The sequence below is a fragment of the Lysinibacillus sp. G01H genome, from assembly GCF_028872195.1.
Classification (GTDB): Bacteria; Bacillota; Bacilli; order Bacillales_A; family Planococcaceae; genus Lysinibacillus; species Lysinibacillus capsici.
Genome location: NZ_CP118397.1, coordinates 4,029,242 through 4,042,223 on the forward strand (window position 1 = coordinate 4,029,242; position 12,982 = coordinate 4,042,223).

Below are 12,982 nucleotides of genomic sequence, written 5' to 3' on the forward strand. Positions count from 1 at the left end.
TGCAAACGAGGTGGCAGAAGAACAACCTCCACCACCTCGTCTGTATTTATTCCTTATGCTAGAAAATCATCATCATCAATAGTTGTGAAGTCATCAGCTGCATTGGTTCTTCCACCTAAAGGCTCTCCATCTCTTATCTTCTGGATGTTGCCAAGACCACATGCTACCCCCTTATTGCCATTGGAGTTAAAAGCATAGAAATTTAGGGATACTCTTGCATAACAACCGCTGTAAACCTCGTTGCGATCCAAGATAGGTCTAACTGCTTTATCTACTATTTGAGGTGGAGTCTTGCTGTTGGCATTTACAAAGTAATGCCCTTTGTAAGCCTCATCATCACGTTCTACGTCACCATCTCGAAGTGGCAGTTTGATAGCAGCCTTATTCGGCTTTTTACCACCAAACTTTGCAATGCCCTCCTCAATGGCTGCATCTACTGCTGCATTGATAGCATTGATGGTTTCCTTATCTGTTTTGGGAATCAATACGGATACGCTGTACTTTTCCGCTCCGCCATTGATAGATACGGGCTCCCAGCCGTGAAAGTAGCTAAGACGTGTGTTGACGCTTGTAACAACCTTCGTTCTGTTTTGATTATTCATATTCCAATTCCTCCGTTATTTCGTTAAATTCGTTTTTTACGTTTGATATATTCATAGCTGGCCTCTTATCCGAATTTGGAACCAGCGTTGGCTTGCCTGGTGGCTTATGTATGAGACCACCGAGAATTTGCTCAAATTTCTTTTTGCCCATCATCTTCTGCATTTCCGTAAGGGTAATGAGACTCTGACGATAGATATCCTTATAGCCGTTTGCCTTGGCCGCTTCAGCCACAGCCTCTTCGTCCTTATATTTACGGACGGATCTACCCTCAACTACCTTAAAACCGTGCCACTCTTTCCCGTGATTAACGGCAGCATCCGTGGCATAAGCAATGATTTCATTTGCCCACTTTGTAAGGTCGGACAATTTAGAAAGAACTTCCTCAATTTCAGATTCCGTAAGCAGGGGTGGCAGTTTAAATTCCATCTGTGCTAATTTCAGCTTTTCTTCTGCTCTTGCACGGCATTTGACAGCTGCTCGACAGAAAGTACACCATTCACCTGGAAGGTAGTCACCTTCGCCTTCATAAGCTTTTTTCGCCTTTGGTTTCAGTTCATTTTCTGCCCAGTCCTTTAATTCCTTTACCGAGATTGTCCATGTGCTGACATTTTCCCTGCGGGGTTGGAAGATGGTCATGGAAACCTCCTCGATATCGTACAAGCTATCGTAAATTTCTAAAGCACCAAGGGCATACAATTTCATCTGCGGGTTTTCCACTGCATCTACTAACACACCCATGCCGTACTTAAAATCGATAATATGAAGCTTTTTATCGCCAATAATGATGCAGTCACCAGTTCCGAACCCCTGGGGTACATAGCAGGAAAAATCAAGACGTTGTTCAATAAGTATTAACGGGTCGGTACAGCTTTGTTTCGCCAGTTCAAACTGCTCCATTACAAATTCAACATAGGCATCGCTGTGTTCTTCCATCTCATCGGTGTTATAAGATGAAACAGGACGCTTACTTCTCATGTGAAGTGCTTTTTTAAGTTTATGTTCACAGAGAGCATGGGCGGCGGTGCCTTCAGCGGCTGCATTGGATTCGCTATTTTCAAACTCCAGTTCCAATCTTGCAGATGGTAGGCAATTAAGCCACCTATTGGACCCCGATGCGGAAAGTACTGCGTGATCACTCATTCCCTAGTACCTCCGCATCTTTCAACATGTCTGCATAATGTTTTGGGTCAACTTCGCTTAATTTAGAGCCACCATATTTCTGGATGATTTCTCTGACTTGGGCAGTAAGACCAGCTTGACTCTTCTCAGCGAGTTTTGCTCTGACTTCCTCTAGAGCGATTTCCTTTTTCTTTGGCTCAGGCTCTTTTACAGTTGTAGTCGGTTCTTTTGTTTCGACAGGTTCATTGCCCTCCATTGCATCAGCAACCGCTTGTATGCTATCAGCCAAAGAGCGCATATCAGAAACCACATCAAGAAGTAGTTTGATTTTGCTCATGGTTTGATCCTCCCTCCTTAATCTCACTGATGGCGAGTTCCTGTACGGTGTCACCCGGAACCAGGATAGTCAGTTTCTGCTTATCACCAAGCAAGAAACGAAGGAAACGCTCCCTTATGGTGACATTACGACAGGAAACAATCCCGCCAGTCTGTGGAGTTTTTGAAACACTGATTTTCAAGTTGTGTTTCATGTTCTTCACCTCTTTCCGAGAGCGTTTATGTGTTGCCCTCTATCTATTAGCCGTGGCAAGAGGGGAAAGTTGAGGATTCTGGAAAAACTTTTTTTAAATTCTTCTTAGCGGTAGCCAAGCGATGTGAAATAGCACTTTTACTTACACCCACACTTTTTGCATAGTCGGTCATTGACGTGCCATCAAGATATACAGCAATAAAAGGTTCTGAATGTTTCGGTTTAAGAATGGAGCGAATAATCTCACAATAACATTCATAATCTTCCTTTTTACCCCATGCTACTTCACTGGTATTATCGGGGAGATAGTCCATATGATCCGTTGCATCCTCAGATTCGTCGTCCTTACGGAATGGTTTTTTTGGCATCCCTCTGTGTCTATCAAATTTATGCCAGTTATTGTACTCGGGTTTGTTAAAACGCTCGTCCATAATCTCCTGTGGTGAACGGCGAGTCACGGTTTTCTTATCTTCGGCACAGGATAGCCTGTCCTCGTAATCTGCATCAATCATTAAAGTGAAGTCCTCGTCTGGTACCTCTAGGTAGATAGATTTGTTTTCGTGTTGAATTCTAATTTTCATTTTGCATCCTTTCCGCCGGACTGCATTGGCGGCAAAGGATACAAAAATAGGTCTGTGCCACGAAGTACACAGACCCTTTGTCCTGAAAATGAGCGCAACAAGGTAAGGTACTTCTATTGCAACGCATAACAATCCTAAACGGACTGAAACGTTGCAATATGTATCCTTTGCCCTTATTGCAAATCAGGCATTTGATATTTTTTTGTAGACGAGGAATGGTCTAATTCTTGCTAACTACGAAGGACCTTTCCTTCATCTATCATTATTGTAGGTGAGAATTGGACAGCCTTGGCGGACACCTCATGCCCGTTAATTTCAGGCTCAAAATGACGCTTTTCCCAACAAAAACACCTAAAAACAACAATAAAAAAAGCCATACACAAACCCTTAAAAGGATTCATGTATGGCTTACTTAGTTAATAACTAAAAAGCGGACATCCTGTGTCCGCTTTTTCAAAAATATTATTGAATTTTATAATGGCTCTGCGCCATGTTCCTGTAAAAACGTTCTAATCTCATCCATCGATTTTGCATATAGGTGAGTCAATGCAAAGTTATACCAAATATGACTATTGTTATTGAAGTTCAATGAAAATGGTGAGTTGCGAATTATATGACTGCTAATATTTGGCGGTAGATGAAGTCCAAGGCAAATCAATACTATGGAATTAATAGATCCCGGTTCCTCACCATTAACGATTCGTCTTATGGTACGCTCGTTGACCAATATTTTCTCTGCTAATTCTTTATAAGTTACTTTTTTCCACTCACGTACTATTTTGAGAGAGCTGGTATAGCTATTTGGCAATTCATTATAGATTCGCATTTCTTCCGCTATTGTTTCGGCTAGTAATTGGGCCTTCTTTTCTGGAGCCGCATACTCAAAACCATTACAATACTTTATATCAAAATCTATATTTGATGTCTTATCACGGTTGAGGAAGCATTCAGTATAGTATCTTTCCCTACACCCGGATTTGACTGATAACTCGAAAACCAAGCAGCACTCTTCCATATGGGTTCGTGCGTAGTCTGTAAGTACCGTTTGTCCGAATATATCCTGTGTTAAATATTTTGGATGGTTTAGCACGAAGTGAGAATCTACATATATATAACTTCCGTCCCTAACTAAAGCGGCCATTTCCGGATTAGTAATGCTTTGGATGGCAGCATCCTCTGCGCCTATAGAAAAGGTCTGATTTCTTTCAAGCGCACCCTTCTTAAATCTATGCGGCTTGACGTAGCGACCATCTATATAAGTAAAAGTTCCGACTGCTTCCTCATATCCAGCATCAATCATTCGGATTTTAGCTGCTGTCCGAGATACGCTGAAGAACGTTGCTAAGGCATCAATAACTGGCTCCATTACATCTATAAGTTCAGATGTTCCCAGTTCAGAACGGAATTGCTTAATAAATTTGAATGCTTGGGTTTTAAACATAGCCAGTGGCATTTGTATCTTTGGGGCGAGGGCATTCGCTTGCCACTCCATCCAGTCAGTTGCATCTCTGGTATTGTCTTTTATACCTCCGACTACCTGACACTTGATTCGTGTGGCACTACTATTATATAACCGCTCCAATTCAAATGCTTTTCTATGTTGGTCCCAATGAACACACTCATGCACAATAGTATTATTGACTGATCCCAGATTACGAAGGAAGTAAGCTTTAGGGTCCACGATTATTGTACGGCCACTCACACGGGTCTGTACCATTTCATCGCTATCTTCATCATAAAACTCTGCATCACAGTCGTGAAAGTATATCTGCCCAAAAACAGTGAAATCCTTTGTAATCTCTCTCATTTCTACTGTAAGACCCATTTTTTCTGCCAACACTTGTGGCTCAACTGCCATTGGGTTTTTTAATGCTTCAGGATAATGTCTTCTAAGGAAGTCTGTGGCAACAGATTCTAGTTGTTCCTTATGAATGATAGGGACAAGGGAGTCTGACATAGGTTTCGGCTGCTTATTTTTGCTAGTATACTCAGTTATACTAGAGATTGAAAAATCATCCAAATTGCAATCTAAATCTCCTGAGCATTCCAGCATAAACCATTGCCGACAATTTTCTGATTCATCATAACGATGATTTGATTCACGGACTTCGAATTCAGCTTCAACAGCAACATCAAATTCTATTTTCATGTCCGGTAAGTCATTAACAGATACGAACTTTACTTCTATATCTGATAACTCAATGCCGCCGATGTTTTGAACTCTGTATAGCCGTAAGTCTAAATCTTCACAATTATCCGTTGCATAGGTTTGTATGGCAGAAAATATCTCATTATAGAATCTATCAGCCACGTAATCTTTAAAAGAACGATTACCAGCCAAGGCACTCCCTCCTCACCCCATATGAAATTAATATCTTTAAGTAATTTTACTATTCAAACATTAGTTCATAGGTAAATTATAGCACATATTATGCCTACCACAATATTTATTTTGCGTTCGTAAATTTTAATTGTTGCTTCACTAATTTTGTGATAAACTTTATTTATTAACTTTAGGCGAGGTACTAAGGCGAGGTGATAATATGTCCATAAGTTATAAAAAACTGTGGAAACTTCTTATTGATAAAGACATGAAAAAAAAGGACTTAAGAGAAGCAGCTGGAATTAGTACAGCTTCAATGGCTAAGCTTGGCAAAAATGAAAATGTTAATACTGACATTTTAATAAAAGTATGTAAAGCACTTAACTGCGATATTTCTGATATTATGGAAATTGAAAAAACTACGGAACCCCCACCAAATACAAAGGAGTGAGCTAATGAAACTGTTATATTCAAACATCCTACCTCTTGGAACATCAGAGGGTCAACAAACAATTATAGATTGTTTTAACGAGCAGATTGCAAAATCAGACCGTGTTGAAATCGCGGTTGGATATATTTCTCGTGCTGCCTTGGAAGAACTCGACAATCTGGTCGAAGAGCATAATATATCAAATATATGTCTTACCATTGGAATGTACTTCATCGAAGGAATGCCAGAAGGATCATATAATACTGCTTTAGAAATCAACAAAAAATGGACAGAGACTGGTATAGGTGAAATTAAGATCGTAAAAGCATTCAAATATCATGGAAAAGTATACTGCTTTTATAAAGATGGGCAACCTTTTTCTTCTATAATTGGTTCCGCAAACTTAGGTGTAATCAAATTAGATGCTAATAACCGTAGGCAGTATGAAATCTCATCGATTACTGATGATGCTACTGAATGTAAAGAAATTGCAGAATTCTTAGAGAAGTTAAAGGCTCAGAACTGCTCTGATAATATCGCTAACATTACAGGAATGCCAATAATCAGGGAAATTAACACATCACTTAGTGGCATTGATACGGTAACACAGATTCCCCAAACTGGTGTACAGCTTTATGAACAGCATAAAACAGATGTTTCTTTTGTACTGCCATTAAAAGTTCCTGCTTACGATGAGCGGCATATGGATGATGGTAAGCATTTCACAAAGTCAAATATAAATGTTAGCTATGCCGCACCACGAAGTAAAAGGAAATCCCGTGATTGGTACGAAACTCAATTGACCGTTAGCAAAGCGATAACTCGTTCAGAAGGTTATCCTGAAAAAAACAAGCCTTTTTTTGTTGTAACCGATGATGGCTATTGGTTTAAAGCTCATACCACAAGCGATGGCAATAAACAATTCAGTGCTGTTGGCGATGAACTCATTCTTGGTCGTTGGATTAAAGGTAGACTTGCAGCTGCAGGTTTAGTAACACCAGTTAATGACACCCAAGCTGATACTGATCGTAAGGGAATGATTACGAAAGAAATGTTACAAGCATACGGTTGCGATAGCCTTGTACTTTCAAAAACGGATCAGAAAGCATTGGACGAAGATGGCACCGAGCTTGATGTGTGGGTTTTATCGTTTGAAACTATTACTAACGAATGAGAGGTGTATCAATGCAGTATTTAAAAACATACCTGCAAAAAATAAAAGAGCGAGGTAACGAAAAATTAGCTGAGTCCATTTCCAAAACAGCTGAAGATATTGGTAATCAACATATTCGCAATTTTTCATTTATAAGTCATGAGATTGGCTTGTTGTTCGGTAATGTGCAATCTGGAAAAACTGGTCAAATGTTTGGCGTTATGTGCAAAGCTGCAGATTTAGGATTTCCCGCATTCATCTTACTCACAACAGACAATGTTGTCTTGCAACAACAAACCTTAGATCGAGTTAGAGACGACTTAGACGGTTTCTGTATTTGTGGCGAAAACGACTCAGGCTTATTTATTGAAAATAGCCTTGTTAAGCCAGCCGTTGTCGTTCTAAAGAAAAATGCAAGAGTACTAAGATTGTGGGCAAATGTATTTAATTCTACAGGCTTTATGAAGGGCAATCCTCTATTCATCGTTGATGATGAGGCGGATGCTGCTTCCTTAAATACTCTAATAAACCGTAATAGTCAGTCATCAATTAATAGATATCTGGATTCTATAAAAAATGGAGCATCAAGTAGCTTATACCTACAGGTTACAGGTACGCCTCAAGCAATCTTATTACAGACCCTTGCATCTGGTTGGCATCCATATTTTACATACTACTTCCATCCAGGGGATGGCTATTTAGGTGGGGACTTTTTCTTTCCAACAAGCGGTAAACCTGAATGCATTGATTTTCTTGAAACAATCAAACGACCTACACGAAGTGTTGTTATACGCCACCTTGCTGTATCTGCTCAGATTTTGGCATCAAAAGGAAAAGTGTCAAATTGCCTTCTACATCCGAGTGTACGACAAAATGTCCACCAGCGTTTTGCTGACGATGTCGCAAAGGAACTAGATTGGTGTATGGAGCATATCAATACCGAATTCATCACAGAATTACAAACCCACTATGATTCTTTAGAACCCAATAAAAGTGAGAAACTTTCTTTTGAAGTTATCTATAAAACTACTAAGGATTTGTTGGAAAACAAAGGTATAAAAATTCTTGTTATGAATGGAAAAACAGATGTTGAGAGTCCAGATTATGCAACAGGCTGTAATTTTATCGTAGGCGGAAACACTCTAGGCCGAGGCGTAACTTTTCCAGGGCTACAGACAATTTATTATACAAGAACCAGCAAAAAGCCCCAGGCTGATACTATGTGGCAACATAGTAGGATGTTTGGTTATGACAGAGACTCTGGCATGATGAAGATATTTATAGATGAACAACTCTATAAATTATTTGCGGACATTAACGCTACTAATAATGCCATTATCGCACAAGTAGAGCAAGGAATTGAAAACATAAAAATTTATTATCCAGTTGGATTGAATCCAACTCGAAGGAATGTTATTGATAACAAACGAGTCAATATCCTTTCAGGTGGGACGAACTATTATCCGTTCTATCCAGATAATAACACCATAGATGATATAACAAAACTATTGGAGCCTTTCTCCGATGATGATCCTTATTACCAGGTAAATTTGAGGTTAATTAAAAAAATATTATCCCACATTATTGCCAGCCCGGATTTCAAGTTAGATGCATTCCTTTCTGTCATTGATACACTTCTTTCAGAACAACCAGCTGGACAGGGGATTTTGATTGTCAGAAGAGGAAGAGATGTTGCACAAGGGACAGGAGCCTTGTTGTCTCCGAACGACTGGAAACTAGGTGGCACTTTCCATGACAAAGTAGTTCTGACCATGTATCAAGTGACTGGTACTAAGGGATGGGGGGGAAAAGCACTCTGGGTGCCGAATATTAAACTTCCTCACGATACCATGTATTATGATGTGTCTGAAGAAACTATAGAAGAAGCATAGGAGGGCAAGAATGGATGTTAACCAACAACATAGCAAAAAGAATTTTATTTGCCCCTCCACTCCAAGGAGCGGACACTTTATTGATATTAAGCGGATATGCTACCCCTAATATGGCATCATGGCTTATTAAGAGTTTTCAAGAGCAAAATATGCACCCTGTAAATATTTCATTACTTATAGGAATGGTTCCTTACGATGGGTTAAGTGTACCTATACATGAGGGCTTTATAGAACTTCATGGCAAAACATACCCAAATGCAGTGGATAGCTTTTCATGTAGTTATGTTTGCGAAAACCCTCCAGTTCACGCAAATTTGTATATATGGCTAAAGGGAGAATCTCCAGTACAGGCCTATACAGGTTCTGCTGATTTTGTACAGAATGCATTTATCCAATCCAGAAAAGAAATAGTAGTATGCTGTGATCCAGAAGAAGCTTATAAGTTTTATGAAGAAGTTGAAGCAAATTCAATCTATTGTAACCATGCTGAGGTCGAAGACCATATCGTTCTCCGTCCAACACATCAAATTCTTGATGCTGAAAACAAGCCTCTAACCACTTTGGCTGGCGAGGGTATTACTTCTACAACTCTATCGCTTCTCACAAATAAGGGTGAAGTTGGAGAAAAGTCTGGATTAAATTGGGGACAACGAAAGGGCAGAAATAAAAACGAAGCTTATATACATCTTCCTGCAAAAATTGCAAGAAGTGATTTCTTCCCGTTAGGTAAACAACATTTTACTGTTATTACAGACGATGGGCATACTCTGCTCCTAAGAGTTGAGCAACAAAACGATAAGGCAATTACAACACCTCTTAGCAATGCTCAGCTCGGAGAATACTTTCGAAACCGTTTAGGTCTTGGAAATGGCGCATTCGTAACAAAACAAGATTTACTAAACTACGGAAGAACAGATGTTACCTTTTACAAAATCGACGATGAGCAGTACTTTATGGATTTCCATGTATAAACAAAGCAGTTACTTTGCTTTTACTACAAAGTAACTGCTTTCTCATTCTTTAATACTTGGTTCTACGCTCTCATATTCAATTCCAGCAAAACTCTTCAAAATTGCCTCAAAAATGATTTTTGCGCCCTGACAAGGTACCGCCATTCCTATTTGTTTACGTACACTCTCTTTACTTCCTATAAATCTATAAGTATCAGGGAAAGTTTGTAATCTAGCCCGCTCTCTGTTAGTCAATGCTCGTGGTTCTTCCCAATGATAAATGTGTGTTCCTCCGCCACCGCTTCCTGTAACCGTGTAGGAAGGCTTTGTTGGATCGAGCCTCTTATATATTTGACTTATTTTTGCCCCTCTAATATTAAGTTGTAAATCTTCTGGAAGGTCTGCTGTAAATGCATTCTGTCCAGGTAGAATATGCTGCAACCTTCTAACAACAGTTTCAGATTGTCTTGTCAATTCATTATTATATGCATCCTCTGGAATAGGGGGATTTTCTATTGCATTTTTGCAAGTATTATCGATTCCGACATAAGGCGCTGTTGATGGGACTTTAAATTCAACATCGATGTCATCCCGTATGCCAACGATAATCAAACGGTGCCTTGCTTGAGGGACTCCGTATTCCTCAAACTTGTAGAGATGAGGTTTAATTGTATAGCCAGCTTCCCTTAGTTCCTTGAGGATCATAGTGAAGGCTTTCCCATCATTTGCATTTCTAAGTCCTCCAACATTTTCCGCTAAAAACCACTTGGGTTTAAACAGTTTTAGAGCTTTGACACCATACGAATACAAGGGACCGAATACCCCGTCCATACCTTTTTGCTCACCAACAACACTATAGTCATTGCATGGGAAACCAAATGCCAACGCATCAATCGGGGCTAGTTTTGACATATCAAATTTACGAATATCCTCATGGTAAACAGTATGAGGAGCATCGGGACATATGTTTAATCTATATGTTTCACAGGTATCCGCATCATAATCATTTGCCCACTGGTGTACAATCGAAAAGTTTGGGTCTTCAATAGTAGCATTCATGGCGCCCCACGCAATCCCTCCTGGACCGCAAAATAATTCTCCAAGCCTAAAAATCATATCTAATCAACCTTCCTTTTTTTGTTAAGAAAATCGATTTGCGATTGAATGTGTTGCATTTCCTCTTCATCAAGAGAAGAAACACCTTGAAACACAAATTGATATTCTACAATATCCTCTTTAGTCAGGTAACCAGCCAACTCATAAAGAGGTATAATTTGAATGTTATATAAATGTGCAAGTCTTTTTAAATCATCAGGAGTACAATCTATCTGTCCTCTCTCAATTTTGCTAAGTCTTGAATCTGTTATACCGGTTTTTTCATATACCTCTTTTAGGCTTAAACCACTTTTGTTGCGACTTTCTTTCAATCGATTGCCTAATTCAGACATACTACCACCTCTATGAAAGAATAACATACTCGCTGCAATAAGTCAAGCAACTTTATAGTTTACGCTGCATAAGCGCAGCACCATATTAATAAATGTAAAGCCTTTTCTAAAAACTATATAAATCAATTCAGATATTTTAATCTATCTGTTATCTATCCTATCTCCACAACCCTATGAAGTCATCTAATCTGTCTCCACAACCCTACACACATTTTTACGGTCGACATGTTTCCCAAATAAACAAAAACAAGGATTTTCAAGATTGAAAGGCACTGCCAGACATCAGGCAGAAAACCTTCCAACCTTGGAAATCCTTTATTTATCAGCGTTTGAGTAGCCCCTATTTCTCCACCCTTGACATCAAGACAACACACTCAACGTGCGTCGAATGTGGGAACATATCTACTGGCTGGATTTCCTGTGTGTGATAGCCGCCATCCTCTAAAATGCGAAGATCGCGTGCTAGTGTGGCTGGGTTACAGGATACGTAGACCACTCGTTTTGGTCGTTGCTCTAGAATAGTAGTTAGCAATGCTTCATCGCAGCCTTTGCGCGGTGGATCAACTACTAGTACGTCTGCTTCCTTGCCTTCTTTATACCATCTTGGGATAACTTCCTCTGCTGGGCCTGCTTCAAAATAAGTATTTGTAAAGCCATTAAGCAGTGCGTTGCGTTTGGCATCTTCAATCGCTTGTGGGACAATTTCCACGCCCATGACGGTCTTTGCTTTTTGAGCAAGGAATAAAGAAATCGTACCAATTCCACAATACGCATCAATGACACGTTCATCTCCCTGCAAGTCAGCATAATCTAGTGCTTGCTTGTAGAGGACCTCTGTTTGCTCTGGGTTGACTTGATAGAAGGAACGAGCAGAGATTTCAAAACGTACGTCACCAATTGTATCAATAATAACGTCTTTACCCCAAAGGTTGATTGTATCATCACCAAAAATAACATTGGTTTTCTCACTATTCACATTTTGCATAATTGATGTAACGTTTGGTACTAGCTTTTGGATGACTGCAATAGCTGCCTCTTTTTGTGGGAATTTTTGCTTTTTCGTTACAAGGACAACCATGACTTCGCCTGTTGCTCGTGCTTTACGGATAACGACATGACGCAACATGCCTTCATGTGTATGCTCATTGTAAGAGCGAATGCCTAACGTTGCTAATTCCTTTTTCAAGCCTGCAAGAATTGCATCTGCTTCTCCTGTTTGAATTAAACAGCGATCCATATCCACAATGCTATGCGTTTTTGTTTTATAAAATCCTGCAATCGCTTGTCCTGCTTCATTTTCAGAGAAAGGAATTTGGGCTTTATTACGGTAGTGCCAAGGTTCTTTCATACCTTTTACTGGGTGAACAGGTGCATGAATTTTACCAATGCGTTGCATCACATTGCGCACCATATTTTCTTTCCATTTTAGCTGTCCCTCATAGGATAAATGCTGTAATTGGCAGCCGCCACACTGCTTGAAGTAATCACATGGAGCTTCAACACGGTCTGGAGATGGCTTGATAATATCTATTACCTTTGCAAAGCCATAGTTTTTTAATGTTTTTAACACATGGATTTCGGCCGTTTCGTTTGGCAGTGCGCCTTGTATGAATAGTGGATAACCTTCAACCTTTGCGACACCATTGCCATCATGCGTTAGATCTTCTATATAAACTGAAAGTCGTTCATTTTTTTTCACGGGTGCTGACATTCGTACATCCTCCATTTCAATCTCCTTATTGTAGCATGTGTTGGCGAATGAAAAAAGAACAAGACTTGGCTGTTGCGTGTCTCTGCTAATTAACTTGAAAAAAGAGTCGCTATTCGCGACTCTTTTCCTGCTCTTTTGTAATATGATAATCCCTTGGTGCCCACCAAAATGCACACAAGATCCCAAGAATGACGACAATAAAAGGTGCATAAAAAATTAAAAAACTTTGCATATGTGCTTTCC

14 protein-coding genes are annotated in these 12,982 nt (G+C 39.6%); 4 read left to right on the forward strand and 10 right to left on the reverse strand.

The annotated features are described in order from the left end of the window. Positions 1-53 precede the first annotated feature (53 nt). From PSR12_RS20545 to PSR12_RS20570, 6 genes are all read right to left on the reverse strand, one after another. Positions 54-602 carry a DUF2815 family protein gene (locus PSR12_RS20545; protein ID WP_063442184.1) on the reverse strand — a complete coding sequence of 183 codons (549 nt, stop codon included), beginning with the start codon at positions 600-602 and terminating at the stop codon, positions 54-56. Beyond that, entirely contained in the window at positions 595-1,743 is a 1,149-nt protein-coding gene (locus PSR12_RS20550) for a DUF2800 domain-containing protein (protein WP_274770335.1), read from the reverse strand. The genes PSR12_RS20545 and PSR12_RS20550 overlap by 8 nt, the downstream gene beginning before the upstream one ends. Next, positions 1,736-2,059, reverse strand: a complete 324-nt coding sequence (locus tag PSR12_RS20555) for an rRNA biogenesis protein rrp5 (RefSeq protein ID WP_274770336.1) — start codon at positions 2,057-2,059, stop codon at positions 1,736-1,738. Before PSR12_RS20555 ends, PSR12_RS20550 begins: the two co-directional genes overlap by 8 nt. Continuing rightward, the gene (locus tag PSR12_RS20560) at positions 2,034-2,252 is read right to left on the reverse strand and encodes a hypothetical protein (protein ID WP_274770338.1); all 219 of its coding nucleotides are present in this window, start codon (positions 2,250-2,252) and stop codon (positions 2,034-2,036) included. The genes PSR12_RS20555 and PSR12_RS20560 overlap by 26 nt, the downstream gene beginning before the upstream one ends. A gap of 46 nt (positions 2,253-2,298) precedes the next feature. After that, positions 2,299-2,832, reverse strand: coding sequence for a sigma-70 family RNA polymerase sigma factor (locus tag PSR12_RS20565; RefSeq protein WP_274770339.1), 534 nt, complete (start codon positions 2,830-2,832; stop codon positions 2,299-2,301). Between the two features lie 472 nt (positions 2,833-3,304). Next, positions 3,305-5,173, reverse strand: a complete 1,869-nt coding sequence (locus PSR12_RS20570; protein ID WP_274770340.1) for a helix-turn-helix domain-containing protein — start codon at positions 5,171-5,173, stop codon at positions 3,305-3,307. Positions 5,174-5,375: 202 nt separating this feature from the next. Here PSR12_RS20570 and PSR12_RS20575 point away from each other — a divergent pair, with 202 nt between their 5' ends. Genes PSR12_RS20575 through PSR12_RS20590 form a run of 4 tightly spaced genes read left to right on the forward strand, consistent with a single transcriptional unit; the run spans position 5,376 to position 9,601 of the window. Beyond that, positions 5,376-5,606, forward strand: a complete 231-nt coding sequence (locus tag PSR12_RS20575; protein WP_063442196.1) for a helix-turn-helix domain-containing protein — start codon at positions 5,376-5,378, stop codon at positions 5,604-5,606. A gap of 4 nt (positions 5,607-5,610) precedes the next feature. Further along, positions 5,611-6,759 (forward strand): restriction endonuclease PLD domain-containing protein, encoded by a 1,149-nt coding sequence (locus PSR12_RS20580; protein WP_145677659.1) that lies wholly within the window; start codon positions 5,611-5,613, stop codon positions 6,757-6,759. Positions 6,760-6,770: 11 nt separating this feature from the next. Continuing rightward, positions 6,771-8,630: a Z1 domain-containing protein gene (locus PSR12_RS20585; RefSeq protein WP_063442200.1), complete on the forward strand. Its 1,860-nt coding sequence runs from the start codon at positions 6,771-6,773 to the stop codon at positions 8,628-8,630. Positions 8,631-8,644: 14 nt separating this feature from the next. Further along, the gene (locus tag PSR12_RS20590; RefSeq protein WP_082831366.1) at positions 8,645-9,601 is read left to right on the forward strand and encodes a restriction endonuclease PLD domain-containing protein; all 957 of its coding nucleotides are present in this window, start codon (positions 8,645-8,647) and stop codon (positions 9,599-9,601) included. A 42-nt stretch (positions 9,602-9,643) separates the two neighbouring features. Here PSR12_RS20590 and PSR12_RS20595 read toward each other — a convergent pair whose 3' ends face one another. From PSR12_RS20595 to cydS, 4 genes are all read right to left on the reverse strand, one after another. Further along, positions 9,644-10,696, reverse strand: a complete 1,053-nt coding sequence (locus PSR12_RS20595) for a DNA cytosine methyltransferase (protein ID WP_035355261.1) — start codon at positions 10,694-10,696, stop codon at positions 9,644-9,646. 2 nt (positions 10,697-10,698) lie between these two features. Then, positions 10,699-11,028 carry a helix-turn-helix domain-containing protein gene (locus PSR12_RS20600; protein ID WP_063442202.1) on the reverse strand — a complete coding sequence of 110 codons (330 nt, stop codon included), beginning with the start codon at positions 11,026-11,028 and terminating at the stop codon, positions 10,699-10,701. A 340-nt stretch (positions 11,029-11,368) separates the two neighbouring features. Then, positions 11,369-12,739, reverse strand: coding sequence for a 23S rRNA (uracil(1939)-C(5))-methyltransferase RlmD (gene rlmD / locus PSR12_RS20605; protein ID WP_274773497.1), 1,371 nt, complete (start codon positions 12,737-12,739; stop codon positions 11,369-11,371). Between the two features lie 109 nt (positions 12,740-12,848). Beyond that, positions 12,849-12,971, reverse strand: a complete 123-nt coding sequence (gene cydS / locus PSR12_RS20610; RefSeq protein WP_004225690.1) for a cytochrome bd oxidase small subunit CydS family protein — start codon at positions 12,969-12,971, stop codon at positions 12,849-12,851. Positions 12,972-12,982 lie beyond the last annotated feature (11 nt).